The 20,544-nt window shown below is 43.1% G+C and carries 16 protein-coding genes; 7 read left to right on the top strand and 9 right to left on the bottom strand.

Translation table 11 applies throughout. The features are described 5' to 3' along the window. Position 1 precedes the first annotated feature (1 nt). A complete protein-coding gene (locus tag FHS10_RS24095; RefSeq protein WP_259096021.1) occupies positions 2-649 on the bottom strand; it encodes a LamG domain-containing protein in 648 nt (215 codons plus the stop codon). 29 nt (positions 650-678) lie between these two features. Then, positions 679-1,323: a hypothetical protein gene (locus FHS10_RS24090; protein ID WP_259096019.1), complete on the bottom strand. Its 645-nt coding sequence runs from the start codon at positions 1,321-1,323 to the stop codon at positions 679-681. A 132-nt stretch (positions 1,324-1,455) separates the two neighbouring features. On the opposite strand from FHS10_RS24090, the gene FHS10_RS24085 reads away from it, so the two are divergent. The 5 genes from FHS10_RS24085 (at position 1,456) to FHS10_RS24065 (ending at position 6,526) form a co-directional block, all read left to right on the top strand. Further along, a complete protein-coding gene (locus FHS10_RS24085; RefSeq protein ID WP_259096017.1) occupies positions 1,456-2,739 on the top strand; it encodes a hypothetical protein in 1,284 nt (427 codons plus the stop codon). A gap of 213 nt (positions 2,740-2,952) precedes the next feature. Then, positions 2,953-4,011 (top strand): alpha/beta hydrolase family protein, encoded by a 1,059-nt coding sequence (locus FHS10_RS24080; RefSeq protein WP_259096015.1) that lies wholly within the window; start codon positions 2,953-2,955, stop codon positions 4,009-4,011. A 101-nt stretch (positions 4,012-4,112) separates the two neighbouring features. Next, complete coding sequence (locus FHS10_RS24075) at positions 4,113-4,349, top strand: hypothetical protein (protein ID WP_259096013.1); 237 nt, start codon at positions 4,113-4,115, stop codon at positions 4,347-4,349. A 194-nt stretch (positions 4,350-4,543) separates the two neighbouring features. Beyond that, positions 4,544-5,737, top strand: a complete 1,194-nt coding sequence (locus FHS10_RS24070; protein WP_259096011.1) for a winged helix-turn-helix domain-containing protein — start codon at positions 4,544-4,546, stop codon at positions 5,735-5,737. Between the two features lie 36 nt (positions 5,738-5,773). Next, the gene (locus tag FHS10_RS24065) at positions 5,774-6,526 is read left to right on the top strand and encodes a hypothetical protein (RefSeq protein ID WP_259096010.1); all 753 of its coding nucleotides are present in this window, start codon (positions 5,774-5,776) and stop codon (positions 6,524-6,526) included. A gap of 73 nt (positions 6,527-6,599) precedes the next feature. Here FHS10_RS24065 and FHS10_RS24060 read toward each other — a convergent pair whose 3' ends face one another. Continuing rightward, the gene (locus FHS10_RS24060) at positions 6,600-7,325 is read right to left on the bottom strand and encodes a hypothetical protein (RefSeq protein ID WP_259096009.1); all 726 of its coding nucleotides are present in this window, start codon (positions 7,323-7,325) and stop codon (positions 6,600-6,602) included. 350 nt (positions 7,326-7,675) lie between these two features. On the opposite strand from FHS10_RS24060, the gene FHS10_RS24055 reads away from it, so the two are divergent. Next, entirely contained in the window at positions 7,676-9,310 is a 1,635-nt protein-coding gene (locus tag FHS10_RS24055) for an ABC-F family ATP-binding cassette domain-containing protein (protein WP_310504201.1), read from the top strand. Positions 9,311-9,560: 250 nt separating this feature from the next. On the opposite strand, the gene FHS10_RS24050 is transcribed toward FHS10_RS24055, so the two are convergent. The 4 genes from FHS10_RS24050 to FHS10_RS24035 form a co-directional block, all read right to left on the bottom strand. Further along, positions 9,561-11,036, bottom strand: coding sequence for a SusD/RagB family nutrient-binding outer membrane lipoprotein (locus tag FHS10_RS24050; RefSeq protein WP_259096007.1), 1,476 nt, complete (start codon positions 11,034-11,036; stop codon positions 9,561-9,563). A 21-nt stretch (positions 11,037-11,057) separates the two neighbouring features. Beyond that, on the bottom strand, positions 11,058-14,489 hold the full coding sequence (locus FHS10_RS24045) for a SusC/RagA family TonB-linked outer membrane protein (RefSeq protein ID WP_259096004.1): 3,432 nt from the start codon (positions 14,487-14,489) through the stop codon (positions 11,058-11,060). Between the two features lie 272 nt (positions 14,490-14,761). Continuing rightward, entirely contained in the window at positions 14,762-15,952 is a 1,191-nt protein-coding gene (locus FHS10_RS24040) for a FecR family protein (RefSeq protein ID WP_259096002.1), read from the bottom strand. An 89-nt stretch (positions 15,953-16,041) separates the two neighbouring features. Beyond that, entirely contained in the window at positions 16,042-16,644 is a 603-nt protein-coding gene (locus tag FHS10_RS24035; RefSeq protein WP_259096001.1) for an RNA polymerase sigma-70 factor, read from the bottom strand. A gap of 424 nt (positions 16,645-17,068) precedes the next feature. Here FHS10_RS24035 and FHS10_RS24030 point away from each other — a divergent pair, with 424 nt between their 5' ends. Further along, positions 17,069-17,851 (top strand): polysaccharide deacetylase family protein, encoded by a 783-nt coding sequence (locus tag FHS10_RS24030; protein WP_259096000.1) that lies wholly within the window; start codon positions 17,069-17,071, stop codon positions 17,849-17,851. A gap of 148 nt (positions 17,852-17,999) precedes the next feature. On the opposite strand, the gene FHS10_RS24025 is transcribed toward FHS10_RS24030, so the two are convergent. Together FHS10_RS24025 and FHS10_RS24020 are read right to left on the bottom strand one after the other, a co-directional pair. Continuing rightward, positions 18,000-18,476, bottom strand: a complete 477-nt coding sequence (locus tag FHS10_RS24025; protein ID WP_259095999.1) for a hypothetical protein — start codon at positions 18,474-18,476, stop codon at positions 18,000-18,002. A 61-nt stretch (positions 18,477-18,537) separates the two neighbouring features. Then, complete coding sequence (locus tag FHS10_RS24020) at positions 18,538-20,532, bottom strand: M1 family metallopeptidase (RefSeq protein ID WP_259095997.1); 1,995 nt, start codon at positions 20,530-20,532, stop codon at positions 18,538-18,540. Positions 20,533-20,544 lie beyond the last annotated feature (12 nt).

Here is a 20,544-nt window from a genome sequence, read left to right as displayed (position 1 = left end):
ACTATTTTAACAATTTAACTACCAGGTTTTTATAGGCCGATAAGCCACTGTTACCATGCCAGTAACCTACCGAACCATTTTTCAATGATGGATCAAGCGAACTATACACCATAGCCGGTTTTGGGGCATTGTTTACATATACTTCCAACTTGCTGCCTGTAACTATCAGCTTTACATGAAACCAATCGTTATGGGGTAATATGGCTTTAGCCTGGTATTTATCGGCTTCATAATCCCACCAGTTAAAATCGGCTTTCTTTTCGGGCATATATTGGATGGCGTTGATGGTACCCGACGAGAGCGGCCGGAAGTATAGCGTTTCGTAATGATGCGCGTCTTTAATCCTGAAAGCCAGGCCTATATAGGCATTACCCTTACCTGCAAAAGCCAGGTCACATTCAATAATACCATCCCTGAAATTGAGGTTGGTAGGGTATATAGGCGTACCCGCTTTGTAGTCACCTATCTTGCGTTGTACCATCAACGCCTTTTGATTTTTGTAAGATCCAAACTCGTATTGAATGGTATCATTTTGGGGGATCACCCACTCTTTGGGCTTAATAACCGAAAGATCATGAACCACATACTTTTGCTGGGCATTTACACAAATAAACGCCAATAACGGGATAAAAACCAGTAAATTTTTCATAAGAAAACAAAAAAACAGATAACTTTTAATCAATTAATTACAAGGTTGGCAAAATCGCCGGGTAAAGCCGATGACCATAGGCCGATAAGACCGCTTTGCCGGTTGTTCAATTTTTTAACCCTGAGCGACGGCCTGGCAGAATGATCAACATAAACCACAATTTCATCCGCCGTTACCACAATATGGGCATGGAACCAGGCGGTAGCCTGGGGCGCGGGTTGGACCGCGTTTTCATAAACCAGCGGATGCGCCGCCCGCAGCTTATCCCAGGGATAATCGGGCTCGCTCATGTACTGAACCGCGTGGCTGCGCCGCAGGGTATCGGGCGATTGGAAATTGAACGGACGGAAATAAACAACATCATAGGTGGCCGTATCCACGCCATGAAAAGCGATGCCCAAAAAGCTTTGCTGAAAAACATCCTTCCCCCGCATATCCACATCAATGGAACCGGTTTTAAAATCGACACCTTTGAGCCAGACAACACCCGTGCAGGCAATACCTCCCTTTGTTCCATCGTTTAACGGTTTAGCACTTTGGGTGGTGCCAATCACCAGTTTACCATCGCGCAGCAAACGGGCAAGATCATAACTATCTTTTGTAGCCTGACTGTAACATACCACCGACTGAAACGTCATGATTAAAATAAGGACTGATAAAATATTGTATTTCATAAGCTTAGCCTTTATATTAACCAAAGCTTGCAAATGCTTATCACAAAAAAGCCTGATTGGCGTTTCAATTCTGTTCAAATTTGTTCAAAGCATTTTTGCATCTTTAGATGCGGCCTTACTACCTAAAAATCAATGGAAAAAGAAAAACAATTGCTTTTACTATGCTGCCGGTTAATTGAGCAATCATTAAACTGGGGCGACAGCGATATCTGGACCAATGATGATTTTGAACAGTTAAGCAAGCTCATTTTTGAAAAAACAAGGGTGCAGCTCAGCGTATCTACCCTTAAAAGGATCTGGGGTAAGGTTAAGTATAATAGTTTCCCTACCGCCGCCACGCTCAACGCGCTGGCCGGGTACCTGGATTATACCAGCTGGCGCGATTTCAGGCAGCAATACCAGGTTAACGGTGTGATGATCACCGAACCCATCGCCCCTCCTGTTGCCGAAACTGTTGAAACTATGCCCCCGGCAAAAAAAAGCTTCAGGTATGTATGGCTTGCCCTTGGTTTACTGATAGCCATAAGCAGCATTTATTTTATCAGCATAAAAAGAAAAACCGCGCCCGATCTGTCCACCGTTAAATTTGAAACCAAAAAGATCACCGACGACCTGCCCAACTCCGTTGTATTTAATTACGATGCCTCGACCTTCAAATCCGACAGTGTTTTTATCCAGCAAAACTGGGACCCTTCCCGGCGCGAGCAGGTGCCCGGTGATGGTAAACAATTTACATCCATTTATTATCACCCTGGCTTTTTCAACGCCAAACTCATTGTAGATAACCAGGTAAAAAAGGAAGCGGTCATCTTCATTAAAACAAAAGGATGGAAAGGTATTATTGATAAGTCCCCCGTCCCCGTTTATTTATCTGCTCATGAAATAAAAACCACCGGCGGTATGGGCATTTCGGGCGAATTGATGCAGCAGAAACTGGGTCTTTCGGTGTTCAACGACAATTGGGTAAAGTTTTCGAATGTGCGGGAGTTTCCGGGTATTAAAGCTGATGATTTCACCCTTGATTGCACTTTACGCAACAGTTCAACCGCCGGCCAATCCATTTGTGGCAAGCTCGATCTTACCATCCTGGGCACCGGCACCGCCATCATTATCCCTTTGGTTAATAAAGGCTGCATAGCCGATATGGGCATTTTAAATGTTGGCGACTGGATAGGCGGCAAAGACCACGATCTGAGCGCTTTCGGTTGTGATGTATCACAGTTTCAAAACCTTACCTGTACGGTTAAAGATCGGCACCTTAAAATCTACCTCAACAAAAAGCAGATCTACGATGTGGCGCAAAACCATCCCATGGGACATATCATCGGCATCCGTTTTGAATTTGAAGGCCCCGGTGAGGTGAAACATTACAAGCTGGAAACACCGGGAGCAACAGTTTACGAAGAAAGTTTTTAATGCATTTTTCTGTAGAGACGCGTATTTGCGTCTCCCGCAGGACATTCAGAACTTACAGAGCCGGTTTGTAAGGCCGATCTATATGGCCGATTTGCACGCGGGAGACGCAAATATGCGTCTCTACAAAACCTCACATGCAATGAAACAACCACGCTATTGTTACAATGATTAACCGTCCTATTTTATACATTGTACCCATAAATCTGCTACCCTATGTTGTTTAAGATCAAAATACTTTGCACCGCCGCCGCGTTGTCGTTTGGCACGCTGTTTTCATCAGCCCAGCAAATAAATTATCCGCCCGCCGATAAGGTAGCCGCCGATTTTAAAAAGCTGCTGGAACGGCCTCGCGTACCCCTAAACCCATCCTTCGATATCACTAAAACCGATTCGGTAATTATTGAGCACGGTTTCATTTACAGCGAAAAAAACGAAAGGGTACCAATTCTGATCTATAAGCCGGTCACTGGCTTAAAATCATATCCCGCGGTTATTTTTTTGCACGGCACGGGCGGTAAAAAAGAGGATAACAAAGGGATGCTATACCAGTTGGTTAAAAAAGGTATCATGGGCGTATCCATTGATGCCCGCTTTCATGGCGAACGCATAGCGGGTGGCGCGCACGGCTCAAAGGAATATGTTGCTGCCGCTACCGCTGCCTGGGAAAATAAAGACAAAGCCCATCAAACCCATCCATTTTTATTTGATACCGCTTTTGACCTTTGGCGGGTAACCGATTACCTTACAAGCCGACCGGACGTAGACCCCAACCGACTTGGCATGGGTGGCATATCTATGGGTGGTATCGAAACCTGGCTTGCCTCGTCGGTAGATAAACGAATAAAAGTCATAGTGCTGGATATTTCTGTACAAAGCTTCCAATGGTCGTTAGATAACGATAAATGGCAGGCACGGGCAGGCACTATCCAGGGCGCGCACTTACAGGCTGCCAAAGACCTTGGCGATTCGGCTTTAAATAAACGGAATGTAAAGGCGGTGTGGGATAAATTGCTGCCCAACATTACCGGCGAATTTGACTGCCCCTCGCTGCTGCGCCTGATGGCACCACGGGCACTACTGGTTATAGGTACCGAAAACGACCCAAATTGCCCCCTACCCGGCGCAAACATTGCCTACGCATCGGCCATGCAGGTATACACAGCCCAAAAGGCAAGCAATAAGATTAACCGCGACGTAACCCCCAAACTTTTCCATACGTCCACGCCACAGCATTTCAGGATGACGCTGGATTGGTTTAGTAAGTGGTTGTAGGGAAACCAAAGTCCTCGTCTTCCCTATTCGTCAGCAGAACAGCTTCGGGCGAAAACGGGCAAAACAATGCGGGGCTGCGCGGTGGCAGGGCATAGGAGTTTTTGCCTGCAGAGGGCTATTGCGCCGGGGGCAAAATAATCCCGGCCCAGGTTTTGGCGGTTTTGCAGGGCAAAGGCCTTGAACGCAAAGAAGCATTTCTGCTGACAGCCGTTTTGGCTACTTTTGCGGCTTCAAAAGTAACAGCCCTCCCGCGGCAACTGAGCAGGCCGATGTTGTCGGCTAAAACTACTTATTTTCGTTACCCAAACAAGCGTAAAGCACAGTTTGTGGTTGCTTAGTACTTACTTACATGACCTGTAGTATTTTCGAGTTACCTAACCTTTCGAAAGCACGCGTGCAGAGTACTTTGCCCACGTGCTTCGACAGGCTCAGCATGACCACCTTTTTTGACACCTTATTCCCCCCCCAATAATTTTCCACCTCCCACCACATAATTTTACATCGTATCTTTATTTTTTAAGTTTGCTTAACCATGCCCCATATTACCCTTAGCATACCACAAGCCCGAAAAATCATCCTGCACGCGGCTGGCCTGGCCCAGCCTGCACCGTTTGGCACAGGGCCAGAGGCGGTTTATAAACTCATCGACCATTTGGGTTATATCCAGATTGATACCAATTACGTTGTTGAGCGCGCCCACCATCACTCCATTGCGGCACGGGTGCCCGATTACGAACCGGATTGGCTTTACGACTTGCAGGAGGATGGCCGCATCTTTGAATTTTTCATGTCCGACTCAGGCTTTATGCCCATGCACGATTTTCGATTTTCCTTAGTTGTAAAGGATAGCTTTGGCACTAACCGCAAACCGCAATCAAGGGCCGAGATTAACCTCATGGAACAGGTGCTGGACAGGGTTGGCAGAGAAGGGCCACTGATGGTGACTGATTTTGATAACGACCGGCAGGAAGCAAGCTCGGGCTGGTGGGATTGGCGGCCATCAAAAGTGGCGTTGGAACGGTTGTATCTGGACGGCAGACTGATGACCACCCGCCGGCGCGACTTTAAGAAACTATATGACATCCCCCTAAATTTAATCCCCGATGGTACCGACACTACTATGCCTACCCCCCAGGAGTACGCCCGGCACGTGATCATCAAAACGCTCACTGCCCTGGGGATCGCCTCGGCAAAGGAAATGGCCTGGCGCGCCCGGCACGTTAAAAACAACCTGGTGAAAAAGGAGCTGGAAAAAATGGCAGCCGAAGGGCTGATTTGCAGCGTAACAATAGATGGACTTAAAACCGCGCCTCATTTTATGTTGCCTGCTTATCAAAATAAAGAGATACAACTCTCCGGCGATGTTTATATCCTTTCCCCATTTGATGTGCTGAATGTGTTCAGGCACCGGCTCAAACTGTTTTTTGATTTTGATTACCAGGTAGAATGCTTTGTGCCCGCGCCCAAACGCAAGTATGGCTACTTTTCGTTACCAGTTTTAATAGGCGATACCTTTGTGGCCCGCATGGATGCCAAAGCCGACAGGAAAAAGAAGATTTTGATAGTGCACAATTTGCACTTTGAAGACCTGGCACTGGACGAAACGCAGCTCCATAAACTGGCGGACGCGCTGAAACGTTTTGTTGGCTTCAACCAATGCCGGGATGTGGTGATTGGCAAATCAAATCATGAGGGTTATTTGAGGGGGATTGTTGGGGCGCTTTAATAGCCGACGAGAGTGTAATTTGCTTTACATTAGTACATGAATTTTTATAAAAGATATTTAAATGGCAAGGATTGCAACGCTGTTTATAATGATATATACAGCTTAGGTGCTGATGCTTTTAACGGCACGTATTTTGAAGATGTAAATAATGTACTTATCGAGACATTCAACAGGGTCGCATACAATCTTGATATTATCTATCATGAACTGCAGCAGACCGGTTATGTTTTAAATACCGATTCTCAATTCAACTTCCAAAGACCCTTATTAAAGCCGTTGCCCGATACTGATAAGCTGCTTATTACTTTGGATGATGTCGTGAATGGTTTCGGGTATGTACCTTATTCACTAAAACTATTTTATAAAATTGTTGGCTCTTGTAATTTTGGATGGGATTATGAAGCGAATCCAAACATACTTTGGCAGCTTTCAGATCCATTACAGATCAATAGCCTTAATGATCTTTTAGATGAGGTAACTAATGAAGATTGGAAAGAGTATATGAATGACATTCTTGCCGACGGCTATGAAGAATTTGCCTATTTAGATTTAGCAGCCGATTACCTACATAAAGACAATATAAGCGGCGGCCCGGCTTATGCCATCCAACTTACAACAGAGCCGGCTATAGATAATTTATTTTTGAATGAACCTAACCAAACGACATTCATCAACTACCTACGCATAGCTATGGACAATTGTGGTTTTCCCGGGATAAAGCAATCAGCAACCCAACCAGGCTTCCATGAATACTTTGATAAAGTCGGGCCGCAACTGAAAAAGATTTAATCTCTCGGGTTGGTAGGTCGATGTCAACCACATTATCAGAACAAGGCAAAACCTTCTAAATATTGTAAAACGATTACCTATAATATTCTTTAAACAAGTTATCGTCATAGCCTCTCTTGTACCATTCACCGTTTATATAATAATAGTTATCCGGTACCAAAGCAATGATGGGTAAAGTACCGCTTATCTTTTGTTTGCCCGATTGCTGCGTTTTAGGATCGTCTATAGTAAATGATTGAGTTATCCTTTTGTGGGCGCTATAAAAAACATTTCGCACGGAATCGAAGTTTAAAATTACTTTCTTATTTCTTACGTAATTTTTAGAGGGGTAAGAACTTGAGTTATGTCGATCATAAATGTGAGCTACTAACTTAAAATTACTTTTATTATTTCCAATTATATTAAACTTAACCACATAAATGCTCCCATCAATATCACTTCCGAAAGCTTTACCAAAAGAATTTACGAGTATTGCTACATGCATCTTATTTTCTTTGACGGATAAGATCACTGTATTTCTTGACTGATATCCTGAGCCACCTCTTGTATCATAAACAATTTCAAGAAACTTATGACCCAATACATGAACTTCTTTAATGCCATTATAATCTACCAAAAACAAACTGTCAGTTAAGCAGGATACTGTTGCACTATACCACGTTTTCTTAGTTGGTTTCTCTGTTAAGTTAATTTTAACCGTTTGACCTTCAAAAGATTCGACCGAATAAGATTGCCCCTTTGCACTATTCCAAATAGCACAAACGGCAATGAAAAGCAGCAACAATTTTTGTTTCGTCATATTCAATTTTCATAAATTAATTGCGCCATACATCCGTTTAGTGTTAACCATGTTAAAATATAAAATATTGATTACCAATTATTTATAAAGTATACTTCTGAAATATGTTAAGTTATGTTAACCCTGGTTAGATGCGTTTGCCCTGTAGCACAAATTTAAATGTGATAAAAAAATTGGTGAAATTAGCTATAATCTATCTTACGGGCAGTTAAATTCGTGTTTATTCTACGCTCAGCTTGTGAGAAAATAAAGTTAAATATTAAAAGCGATTTCCCTTGCGTCCCCTGCATACTCCTGCCATAATTCTATGTCTTTTTTTATCTTTGCGCACAATTCAATATTTCCATACTGTGATTAATGTAAATAACATCTCCGTTTCATTTGGCGGAACCACCTTATTTAGTGACGTGACTTTTTCGGTAAACGAGAACGATAAGATAGCCCTGATGGGCAAAAACGGCGCAGGCAAGTCGACCATCCTTAAGATCATTGCCGGTGCGTCTAAACCCACTACTGGTAATGTAACCGGCCCCAAGGACGCGGTAATAGCCTATTTGCCACAGCATTTGCTTACCCATGATAACGTTACCGTTTTTGAAGAAACGATGAAAGCATTTGACGAAGCCAATCAGATGCAAAAAGACCTTGATGAGTTGAATGAGCAACTCACTATCCGTACCGACTACGATAGTGATGATTACATGAAACTGATTGAACGGGTATCGGAACTGAGTGAGAAGTTTTATTCGATGGAAGAGGTTAATTATGATGCGGAGGTTGAAAAAGTACTCAAAGGCTTAGGTTTCGAACGCAAAGACTTTACCCGCCAAACTTCCGAGTTTTCGGGCGGATGGCGCATGCGTATCGAGCTGGCGAAAATTCTTTTAAAGAAACCGGATCTGATCTTACTGGATGAGCCTACAAACCATATGGATATCGATAGTATACAATGGCTGGAGGATTTCCTGATCAACTCGGCAAAGGCGGTAATAGTCATCTCGCACGACCGTGCTTTTGTAGATAATGTTTCCAACCGCACCATTGAGGTTACCATGGGCAGGATATACGATTATAAGGCCAAATACACCCATTACCTGCAGCTGCGTGCCGATAGGCGCGTACACCAATTGAAAGCCTACGAGGAACAACAGCGTTTTATTGCCGATAACCAGGAATTTATAGACCGGTTTAGAGGTACCTACTCCAAAACGTTGCAGGTGCAGTCGCGGGTGAAGATGCTCGAAAAGCTGGAGGTCATCGAAATTGATGAGGTAGATACTTCGGCCTTAAGATTGAAATTTCCACCATCGCCACGTTCTGGTCAATATCCGGTAATGGTTGAAGAGCTGACAAAAACCTATGGCAGTCACGTTGTGTTTGAGAAAGCAGCTATGGTGATTGAGCGGGGCGAAAAAGTAGCTTTTGTTGGTAAAAACGGTGAAGGCAAGTCGACCATGATCAAAGCTATCATGGGCGAGATTGATTTTGAAGGAAGTTTAAAAGTAGGCCACAATGCGAAAATCGGGTACTTTGCCCAAAACCAGGCTTCGCTGTTAGACGAGAGTTTAACCGTATTTGAAACCATCGACCAGATTCCTTTAAGTGATGGCACCGTAAAGATCAAAGACCTTTTGGGTGCATTTATGTTCAGTGGCGACGATACTACAAAAAAGGTGAAGGTGCTTTCGGGCGGCGAGAAAACACGCCTGGCCATGATCAAGCTGCTGTTGGAACCGGTAAACGTGTTGATACTGGATGAGCCAACCAACCATTTGGATATGAAGACCAAAGACATTATCAAAGACGCGTTGAAGGATTTTGACGGGACGCTGATTTTGGTATCCCATGACCGGGATTTCCTGGATGGGCTGGTAAAAAAAGTATTCGAGTTTGGTAATAAACGCGTCCGTGAACATTTTGAGGACATCAAGGGATTTTTAGCTTACAAGAAAATGGACAACCTGAGGCAGGTGGAACAAGGATAAATGGGTTTCGGGGAAGAGTCGGAATAGTGCAAATTCCCGTATAAAATGATCCGCAACCGCGCTACAAAAGCCGCTTTACTTTGGTATGGCGGCTTTTTGATTTCCTGTGGATGCAACCACAATAACATTTTGCGCTTTTATCAATCACAAAACTATTGTATTACTTCTATAGCTGCCACGAGTGTATGCAAAAAAGGCCGCTCCTGGATACCAGGAAGCGGCCTTAACGAAACCAACCTAAACCAAGCTGTTATTTATCCCACCAAACGCGGGCTTTATCATTAAAGTTATTGGTACCACCGTAGTTTGCCAATGCAGCGGTGACGTTGGCATTATTTAAATTAAACTCCGATTGCGGGTAAGGAATTTTTCGGGGTATAACGCCCGATGTACCCGGGTTAGGGGTTAAAACCGGGTAGCCGGTACGTCGCCAGTTGGCCCAAACTTCATCAGCGTCAAAAACAAAACCTGCAACCCAAAATTCGGTGTTGATTTTTGATATTTGAGCTTCGGCAGCCGCCGGAAGAGGGTTTTTAGTAAGATAAGCACTTATTTGCGCGTCGGTAATTACCGGGCCACCCGATAGCTTAGCTAACGATTGCATGTGGCCCGTGATACCTGCCTTATAATGGTCGGCGGCGCTGCCTGTAATGTATCCGCGTACTATGGCTTCAGCGGTTAAAAACTCAACTTCGGCGTAAGCGAAATCAAAGAAAGGGGTATCCTTTTGGCCAAATGCATCGTAGTTAACACGCGTGTTTGGAGCCGGATCAGTTGCTTTAAAGCTGTAGCCATTAAATTGAGTGGTATCAACAGGCAATGTTTTGGTACCGCTGTTGGCTATAAAGGTGTTATAAACACCCCCGTATACCGCTAAACGAGGATCGCCGGCTACCTTCATTTCGGTTACCAGGGTTTTATGCAAAAAGAAATCATTTTCACCATCGTTTAAAGTAAAATTAAAGCCATTTGGCGCGGCAGCATTGTGCAATAAAATTGGCATATCGGCATTGCTGGTCATTACACCATCGGCAATTGCCTCCTTTGCCAATGCAGATGCCTGTGTTGGATCGACTTTGATTAAACGCATACCTATCTTCAGCAACATAGAAGATGCCAGCTTTTTCCACTGGGCAGCACTGCCGCCATAAAACTGATCACCACTTACTTTTTGACTGGCATTACTTGTTAAAAGCGTTATCGATTCTCTTAACTCTTTTACAAAATCGGTATAGATTTGTTGCTGCGGATCATAAACAGGTGTAAAAACCTTATCGTTTAATGCTTTACCAGCCTGGCTATACGGGATATCGCCATAATAATCAGTCAATTTCTGGTAAATAAACACGCGCCATATCCGGGCAGCCGCATAGGTTGACTGCATATCTGTGCGGGCTTTTAGTACCGGTACAATATATTCCAGGTCATTTAAAGCCGGCCTGTAAAAATTGTTCCAGTAGCGTTGCGATACATCATCTGTTGCAACATAAGCATTACCCGGCCAATCATTAGCGTAACCGTATTGCATAAACGCGTGGCAGTAAGCAGTACGCGGAAACATATCTACATTGGATGTATTAACCATCGCGTCTGATAACAATGCGCCCGGATCAACAGAGGTTATGGCATCGGGGTTTAAGTTGTATTTGGCAAAATCCTTTGTACAACCGGTAAGCACCGTTACTATAAAAAAGAATAATAATATGCTGTTAAATAAATTTTTCATGATTTTCTCCTTTCTATATGGTTAAAAGGTAACATTTAAGTTGAAGCCATAAGTGCGGCTGGTTGGCAGCGCGCCGCTATCATATCCATAGCCCTGGGCAATACTGTCTGATGCTTCGGGATCAAACGTTGGCAGGTTTTTCTTGAGATAAAAAAGGTTCCGGCCAATAAGCGAGAAAGTAACCGAGCGGATGTGGCTATTGCCTAACACGCTTTTCGGCAAGCTATAACCTAATGATATTTGCCTGAATTTGATAAACGTGCGGCTAAATACATGAGCTTCATCGGCGCTTTTATCGGCATTACCTCCATCGTTATATTGAATATAAGGACTGAATGGCAGCGTGTTTTTAGTGTAGATAGGGGCTGTTGCTGTACCTGTATTAATAACTCCGTTAGGAATATAGGTACCATCGCGCCCTACCAGGGAGGCTTCGGAGTTACCAAAATAGTTGGTCCACCTGGCGCCTGCCTCATAAATCTGGCCGCCAAACTGCCCGTCGATAAGGAAGCTGAAGGAGAAATTTTTATAAGTGAAGGTGTTGGTGATACCGCCAGACCAGTTTGGATTGGCCGAGCCAAGGTAGCTTTCATTATTATTAACATCTTTTATAACGGCATTATTAGGCTGCGAAGCATCAGATGTGCCATATCTTGAATTTACCGGCACGTATACATCCTGGCCCTGGGCATTTTTCAAAAATGTGCTGCCGAATATAGATCCCAGCGGATATCCTACTTTTGATTTGATATTGTAATAATGAGATATCCCGTTAGCTCCGATTGTTGGATCAAGGGCGGTTACCATGTTTTTATTTTTGGCACCGTTAAAGCCTACATTCCAGGTAAAATCCCTGGTTTTTATTGGGCTGCCATTAACCGCTAACTCCACACCACGGTTATACATCGATCCGGCGTTGAAGTATAAAGAGTTATAAGTACTTGCGTTACTGATGGTAGATTGCAGTAAAAAATTATCAGATTTTTTGTAGTAGTAAGCAAAATCAAGCGAGAGCCTGTTTTGGAAAAACTTAAGCTCGGTACCAATTTCGGTTTCGGTTGTAGTTTCGGGCTTTAAGCTTGGCGGGGGTACTGTTCCACCGGTAATTTCGGCATTGGTAATACCATTAACAGGAGGCTTAAGGGTAAATGTTAAATCTGTTAACTGCGGTGTTGGGTTACTGCCGGTTTGCCCTATAGATGCCCTTATTTTACCGAATGATAATATCGACGGATCTATCTTTAATGCATCGGTAAACACAAAGCTTAAGTTAGCTGAGGGATAAAACAAATTCGGTTTAAAATCCGGACGGGTAGATGACAGGGCCGAATACCAATCATTACGACCGGTGACCTCTAAAAACAAATAATCATTATAGCCAAACTGCACCGAAGCAAAAACGGAATTTGTTTTATACCTTGGGGTATGTGACTCGGTTGGCGGGTGCACATTGCTTGCATTATTAAAATTCAACAGGTTAGGATCTGCCAGCCCTTCGGAGTACAGATCTAACGAGTATTGCTGTGAATTTTGTAATTCGGCACCGGCGAAAGCATTTACAGTAAGGTTGGCAAATTTATGATCGTAGGATAACATTGCCCTAACGTCGGACTTTTGCTGCTCAATGGTGGTAGTGCGGTAAACACCATTGGTGTTAATTACGTTGTTTGGACGTACAACAAATAAAGCCGGTGTATTAATGTAATCATAACCTGCAATTAAATTAGCATGCAGGTGGCTGGTAATATCATAAGTGATATTGCCCGATGACAGGATGCGGTTTTGGGTTTGGTTATTGGTTACCTGCTCTATTTGTACATAAGGATTTGCATTGTAGGTTGACAGGTATTTACCATCTGGTGTTTTGGCATCAAGTAAGGTAATATCTGTTGAGCTGGCAATACGCGGGTAAGCCAAACCAAACGAGCCACGGCCATCGCCACGTAAAAGCGGCGCGTTGATACGCAGGGTTCTTGATAAGTCGACCTTAAAATCGGTATGCAGCCTGGTACCATAGTCTTGCGTGGCCCGTATTACCGCATTATAGCGCTCATACTTTTCACCGGGAGTAGGCAGGTTATCTTTTGTTTGCGATAACGATACCCGGTACGATCCGTTTTCTGTTCCTTTTGTGAAAGCTAAACTATTGGTGGTGGTTACACCGGTATTGAAAAAACGATCGAAGTTTTTAGATGCCGGTTGAGATACGTAAGGTTTGGTTTTACCATCGATATCTAAAAATGGCCTTCCATCTAACTTACCCCCCCATGACCATCCCGGAGGGTCGCCGGAATTATCTCCCAACTGTCCGTAAAATATAGGATCGCTATAATCTGCAGGTGTATAAGGGCGGCCAAGGTAGCCACGGCCATATTCGGTTTGCAAATGGTCATAGGGCACCATTTTTTCAAGCACGGTATTACTGTTAAAGCTTATACCAAGTCCCTCGCCTTTTTTTCCTTTTTTTGTAGTGATTAAAATAACACCGGCCTGGGCACCGCCGCCATAAAGCGCGGCAGCTGATGCGCCTTTAAGTACGCTTATGGTTTCAATATCATCGGGGTTAATGGATGATAAGCCATCCCCCGGGTCAGATCCGCCATAAACCTTGCCACCGTCGTCGCTGTTTTCGCGGGTGGTACTGTTAATAGGTACACCATCAACAACATACAAAGGTTGGTTTGAACCAGAAAATGAAGAATTACCACGCAGGATAACCCGCGAAGAGCCGCCCGGTCCGTTTGGAGGGCTCTGCACCACTAAACCGGCTACTTTACCTTCCAATGCGTTGATAAAAGTAGGTTCGCGGGTTAGCGATACCTCTTCGCCACCAATCTGGCTTATTGAGTAGCCTAATTGTTTTTCATCTTTTTTGATACCTAAGGCCGTTACAACAACTTCGCTCAACTTGCCCGATGCATTAAGGCTGATGGTTAAAAAAGTATTGTTGCCAACCGTAACTTCTTTTGGCGCAAAGCCAACAAAGCTTACAATTAAAACACTTTTTTCATCTGGTACATTGATGCTGAAAGCCCCGTTTGCATCGGCACTTACCCCTAAATTGGTACCTTTAAGTTTAATACTTGCACCTGGTAAAGCTTCGCCTTTATCATCAACAACTTTTCCTTTAATGGTAAGTTGCATTACGTTTGCGGCAGTGTATTCTTTTTCCTGTAAAAAAACGGTGTTGTTAACAATCTTGTAGGTTAAAGGCAGATTTTTAAGGCAGGCGCTTAACGCTTCATCCATTGAGGCGTCTTTTACCTTTACAGTGATGTTTTTGTTACGTACATCTTTGGTATCGTAAAAAAACAGGTAACCGTTTTGTTTATTGATTGCCTGCAGCACCTTTTTTAAAGGCACGTTTGTTGCGTCGAGATTAATCTTCTGACTAAACGCGCTTGCGCTGCATTGCATAAAGGCTATGACCATAAATAGGGTAGTCAATTTCATAACCAATAGAATTTTTTTGGGTAGCCACGGTTTATATATGGCCATTAAAAAAGCATTTAATTTCATACTTTTGGAAAGTTTGGGTTAATACATGGTTAGGGACACTAATCTTTTTTTCCGGCTTGCCGGAAGGGTTAACTCAAATATTTACCGTACCCTGATGCCAGTCGGGGTGCGGTTATTTAAATAACCTTGCTGGGGAGCGCCTAAAGCGTTTTTTGTATATTTTTCTTCATTAAGCTGGGTTTGGGTTAATAAACTGTTTATTTGTTTTAAGGCCTTACAATAATTGTTTTTCCTTCAATTGAATAATGGATCTTTTTAAAGCTCATGGCATCCAGTATTTGCGATGCATTAACATTCATTGATATTTCGCCAGAGAATGTGCGCTCTTTTATTTTGCCTTCATACTTTACGTCAACATTATACCAGCGGCTTAGCTGCCTCATTACAGATTCAATGCTGGCATCGTTAAAGTGAAAGATGCCATTTTTCCAGGCTGTAGCTTCATCGGTATCACCATCGGTAATATTAACCACCCCGTTTTTCAGCTGCGATTGCTCGCCGGGTTTAAGCAGGTAGCTTTTATCGCCCGCTGTTACTTTTACACTGCCTTCTAATAAGGTTGTTTTTACCTCGTTTTCATCGGCGTAGGCATTTACGTTAAAATGTGTCCCCAATACTTCTACGGTTTGCCCATTGCTTTCAACCCTGAAAGGTTTGGTTTTATCATGTGCTACCTCAAAATAAGCCTCGCCGGTAATTTGTACCCTACGTTCGTTACCATTAAATGCAACCGGAAATTTAATAGATGAAGCAGCATTAAGCCAAACGTTGGTGCCATCGGCCAGTATAACGTGATATTGGCCGCCACGCGGGGTACTCATGGTGTTATAAGTTGTTACCGATTGTTGGTCATTTGCATTAGGCCCATCGTTATAAGCCACCAGGCCATCGGCCAGTTTTTTAACAGATATATTTGCCTGGCTTGCTATATTGCCATTGGCTGCGCCATTTAAAACCACCTGTTTACCGTTGGCCAGGGTTAATATTGCTTTGTTACCCCCCGGAATAATTTGAATATTTTTTTGAACTACAGCAACCTGCTGCTTTGGATGAGTATAATGAAGATAGGCAGGTATGGCAATTGCAAGGCATAATATAACGGAAGCCGCTACAGATAATAGTTTGGTAATATTTAGCTTACGTACTTTTATTTCGACAGGTTGCAGTCGTGCCTTAATACTTACTAAAGCGCTTTCGGTGTCAAATGATGCGTATTGGTTGTGCAGGCTTTCCAGCTCTTTTTCGCTTAGCAACTTATCAAACAGTGCACTGTTGGCTTCGCTTGCTTCAACCCATGAAAATAGCTCGGCAGATTCCGCTTCGCTTAAATTACCTTTCAAATAACTGCTGACCAGATCAGAGATTCTTAAAAGGGCATCAATTTTTGAATTTTCCATGCGACTGTTACCTGTATTTGTTGATAGAACAGGAAGAGGCAGGGTTTTATCTAAAAGATTTTGAATTAAATTTTAAGATACCTTAACGCTTACTTAATATGGCTAAATAAGCCGGGTAACAGCAGCAGCGCCCCTAAAGCAAGGCCTTCGTCTGATAGACGGGTTTTGAGTAAACTAAGGCCGCGCATTTTTTGGTTATTAACTGTACTTATCGTGATGCCGAGTTCGCAGGCTATTTCTTTTGCTTTTTTGCCATCTTCAAAAGTCATCCGGATAATTTTGCGACATTGTTCAGGCAGGGTATCCACAGCGGCAAAAACCTGCCTCAGTACTTCGGCCTGTATGATATTGTTTAAAACAGTAGCTTCTTCTATATCAGCGTTGAGCAGGGTTTGCTGATGTTTAAATTTAACGTTGTTTTTTTCGAGTTGATTAAAACATGAGTTTTTTACGCTTACATATAAATAAGCCCGCAGGCTATTCAAAGTATCGGGAATATTTTCTTTTTGCCAGAACTTTACAAACACATCCTGCACAATATCCTGGGCATCAAACCTATCCTGTATTATTCTTGAAGCGAAAAAGCAAAGTGGCCGGTAAAACCGCTCAAAAACAAGGTCGAACGCAACCATATTTTTATCCTTTAGCAGGGTAAATAACTCATGGTCTGTCAGTTCGCTCCGGTTGATCATATTAATAACGAATATAAATATATTTTAACATTAACATTACATTCGATGTTAATTACAGGAATTGACAGATGCTGCCGCAGCTTACATCGCATTACAATTGGTTTGTAAATATAATATCAATTTTTGATTTAGGTAAACGAATAATGGCAATGTGATGTAAAGAGCCTAAGCTTTTGCCCTCCCCTATTGCTAACCTTCAAACTACTTTCAACCTTAACAGTATCACATTTAGTATCGGCATTCCGAATACACTTTATGCGGATTTGAAAAGCTTATTTTGTTTTCCCCTAAAAATCAATCAAAAATCTCCTTTGTAAAAGCTCCTTATCGTCCTGAAATCCTCCGAAAAAACACAAATAAATAATTATTTATTTAGCGAAAAACCTGCGTAATATTTACATTTGATCAATCAATTTGAATCGTATTGAAACCGCTTATCACGCTTGTAACCGCTTGTTTTTTTGGTCTTTTACCGGCAGATCGCCCTATTAACAGCAAGGCTATTTTAGCGCGCAAACAAGTACCTGTTTTATGTTACCACCAGATCCGCAACTGGCGGGCCGGCGACCGGCAGGTGGATAAAAATTACATTATACCCCCGGCAGCTTTTAAAGCGCACCTGAAAATGCTGGCCGACAGTGGTTACCATACCATTTTGCCCGATGAGCTGTACAGCTACCTTACCGAAGGCACTCCCCTGCCCCCTAAACCGATAATGCTCACCTTTGATGACAGCGATGGCGACCAGTTTGCCGTGGCCCGGCCAGAGTTGAATAAATACGGCTTTAGAGGTGTATATTTTATTGTGACCAACAACCTCAGTAAAAACAAATACTATATGGACCGCAAGCAGGTGAAGCAATTATCTGATGAAGGAAATGTAATTGCCTGCCATACCCGCGACCATGCCAATTTCAACAAGTTAAAAGGAGCTGATTGGGACACACAGATAAACATCCCCACCCGCAAACTGGAAGAAATTACCGGCAAGCCGGTTAAATATTTCGCCTTCCCTTATGGCATCTGGAAACCGGAAAACCTGCCCGAATTACACCAGCGCGGGTTCAAAGCCGCTTTCCAATTAGACCAGCCACGCAACCCAAACGACCCCATCATGACCATCAGACGGGTGATTGACTGTGGCTATTGGAGCAACCAAACCCTTGATTATTACATTAAACATGGTTTTGGAAAGCCTGTAAAGTAACTGCCGAGTTTAGTACTGCGTAACTCGTGGTTTCAATTAATTTAAGTTTCCAACTTAAATTAATTGAAATTCTACACCGGCTGACAATACTTTATGATTTAAGCAGGAAGCTTCATTTTATCAGGAGCCAGGATATTGCAAATAACAATTACGTCAACCATTGTTTGAGTTCAATTAAGTTAAAATGATCTAAGCCTTTTCCTAAGACTATTGCTTTATTATTGTATTCAAATGATAATGCAGTTTCATTATTTCCGTAAAATCTAAAACCCTGGAATCCCCAATAGTCGGATGATTTTATATCAGATTGCACTTTAACATTAGCTATTTTTGTTAAAATGTAAACTCGTTTTAAATTAACCAGGGAAATACCATACCTGACAATAAGCTTGCTGTCCTTAATTGTAAAAGTTGTTTGCCCCAAAAAGCTCCATGCGGTCAGCATAACTAAATACAGGAAAATAAAAAAAGTGATCAATGTAATTAACGAAAATTCCAAATCACTAAACAACAAGGAGTTATTGAGCGTTTTAAACTTTACTAACACAAATAATGACCAAATTATCGCGATTAAAACAATCGAATAATTTTTCTTTGGTTTCAAAATTAATAGTCTCGTTTCCATTTGAAAGTAAAACTACTGAATTTCTTAGGGAGACACATGTGATGTGTCTCTACAAAAAAAGTTATTTACCTTTCACCTCATAAACATTGTTTCCCTTATTTATATCCGGGTAAATACCATCGGGATCAATAACAACTTTGGTTACCGGGTCGTTTTTATCGGCATTAAACGTGTATTGCCAGCTATATTCCCAAACCTCTACCGGGAAGTTGTGGCGTTCTTTTAGTCCGTTAGCATAAGTAATTTCAACACTTAGCGGCATGGCGGCCCTTTCCATATTATTAATGGTGATGATGGTTTTGCCGGCCGCGGTTTCTACCTTGGCTACGCTTTGATCTAAGCGGTAATTCTCCAAAAACATAGCTTTCCAAAACCAGGTTAAATCCTCACCTACCGAGCTATCGATACTCCTGAAAAAATCCCAGGGGCTTGGGTGCTTGTAGGCCCAATCATTAATGTATTTGTGAAAGGCCCTGTCAAACCGCTCGGGACCGACTATTTGGTTACGCAGCAGGGTTAGCACATAGGCTACTTTCTGATATTCAACCGGGAAAACCATATCGCCGGGTATGGCATCGGGTCGGGTCATGATGGGTACAGTGCGCTCTGAAAAAAGGGTATCCAGCGGACTATAGATCTGCTCATAACCCGGGAATTCGCCTTTATTAAAATCTTTTACGGCCAGGTTATCAATAAAGGTGTTAAAACCTTCGTCCATCCAGGCGTATTTGCGTTCGTTACCGCCAACCACCATCGGGAACCAGGTATGGCCCAGTTCGTGGTTTACCACCATAAAATAGGCGTTGCCGGTATCTTTGGCCGAGCAAAATACCATACCGGGGTACTCCATGCCATCAAGGTTTGATGCCACGTTTACCACCTTATGATAAGGGTAAGCAAACCATTTGTCAGAAAAATGCTGCAGGGTAAATTTGATATATTCTGATGAGCGTTTCCAGCTATCCTTTTTATCCGACTCAACCGGGTACAACGAGCTACCCATTACGCTTTTGCCGCCGGCTACCGGGAAGCTGAGGGCTTCCCAAATGAACGATTTGGAGGCCGTCCAGGCAAAATCGCGGGTGTTATCCATCCTGAATTTCCAGGTACAAGTAGCTTTGGCCGGCCTGGAAGAGGCTTCGGCTACCTCCTTTGCCGACCGGATAAATACAGGCACCTCGCTTTGTTTGGCTGCCTGCCAGCGCTTAAGCTGCACCGGGGTTAATACTTCTTCGGGGTTCAACAAATCGCCCGATCCTTCAACAATGTAACTGGCAGGCAACGTGATGTTTACATTAAAGTTGCCGTACTCTAAATAAAACTCGCCGTTGCCTAGGTACGGCAAAGTGTTCCAGCCTTCTACGTCATCCAACACACACATGCGGGGGTACCACTGGGCAACCGCGTAAATATTGCCGTTTTTGGTGGGCAGTATGTCCGTACGATTAACCAGGAAATCGGCATTTTTATAATTTGTGGGGAAGTTATAGCGATATTGAATGCTGAAAGTAATTTTTTGCCCGCTTTTTAAAGGCTGTGGTAATTGCAGCTCCATTCGGGTATCATAAATATGATAGGTGATATTGCTGGCTACAGCCGTATCGTTTTTTAGCTTAACGGCCTCAATCTCATAACCACCATCGGCAGTTTTTTCGTTGGCATCTTTATACAGGAATAATTTGGCCTTTATACCCCTCGAATCCTTTTTGAAAACGTTTTGTTCAAGCTGCATCCATAAGGTTGATAATGCTTTGGGGCTGTTGTTTGTGTAAGTAATGGTAGCTGTACCGCTAATGATGTTCTTTTGATCATCCAGCGCCACATCTATCACATAGTCGGCCTGGTTTTGCCAGTAGGCCCGGCCGGGCTCACCGGTCGCGCTGCGGTATTCATTACCGGGCGGCAACAGCGGCACAGCCGGGAACAATGCCTGCGGCTGGTAGCGCGACTGTCCCGAAGCCAGGTAGCCGGTAAATACAAATAAAGTTAATGCTATTAAAAATTTAAGGTTGCCATAATTGGGGATGAATCTTGTCTGTAGCTTATCATTTTGCATACCCGCAATATA

Origin of the sequence: Mucilaginibacter dorajii (assembly GCF_024808255.1) — a bacterium.
Classification (GTDB): Bacteria; Bacteroidota; Bacteroidia; order Sphingobacteriales; family Sphingobacteriaceae; genus Mucilaginibacter; species Mucilaginibacter dorajii.
Note: the sequence above shows the minus strand (reverse complement) of the source record. Positions and strands in the feature narration are given on the sequence as shown.

Bases quoted from the DNA above. Each gene is read 5' to 3' on its own strand.
- FHS10_RS24095 (WP_259096021.1), bottom strand. From the start codon at position 649: ATGAAAAATTTACTGGTTTTTATCCCGTTATTGGCGTTTATTTGTGTA.
- FHS10_RS24090 (WP_259096019.1), bottom strand. From the start codon at position 1,323: ATGAAATACAATATTTTATCAGTCCTTATTTTAATCATGACGTTTCAG.
- FHS10_RS24085 (WP_259096017.1), top strand. From the start codon at position 1,456: ATGGAAAAAGAAAAACAATTGCTTTTACTATGCTGCCGGTTAATTGAG.
- FHS10_RS24080 (WP_259096015.1), top strand. From the start codon at position 2,953: ATGTTGTTTAAGATCAAAATACTTTGCACCGCCGCCGCGTTGTCGTTT.
- FHS10_RS24070 (WP_259096011.1), top strand. From the start codon at position 4,544: ATGCCCCATATTACCCTTAGCATACCACAAGCCCGAAAAATCATCCTG.
- FHS10_RS24065 (WP_259096010.1), top strand. From the start codon at position 5,774: ATGAATTTTTATAAAAGATATTTAAATGGCAAGGATTGCAACGCTGTT.
- FHS10_RS24060 (WP_259096009.1), bottom strand. From the start codon at position 7,325: ATGACGAAACAAAAATTGTTGCTGCTTTTCATTGCCGTTTGTGCTATT.
- FHS10_RS24050 (WP_259096007.1), bottom strand. From the start codon at position 11,036: ATGAAAAATTTATTTAACAGCATATTATTATTCTTTTTTATAGTAACG.
- FHS10_RS24045 (WP_259096004.1), bottom strand. From the start codon at position 14,489: ATGAAATTGACTACCCTATTTATGGTCATAGCCTTTATGCAATGCAGC.
- FHS10_RS24040 (WP_259096002.1), bottom strand. From the start codon at position 15,952: ATGGAAAATTCAAAAATTGATGCCCTTTTAAGAATCTCTGATCTGGTC.
- FHS10_RS24035 (WP_259096001.1), bottom strand. From the start codon at position 16,644: ATGATCAACCGGAGCGAACTGACAGACCATGAGTTATTTACCCTGCTA.
- FHS10_RS24025 (WP_259095999.1), bottom strand. From the start codon at position 18,476: ATGGAAACGAGACTATTAATTTTGAAACCAAAGAAAAATTATTCGATT.
- FHS10_RS24020 (WP_259095997.1), bottom strand. From the start codon at position 20,532: ATGCAAAATGATAAGCTACAGACAAGATTCATCCCCAATTATGGCAAC.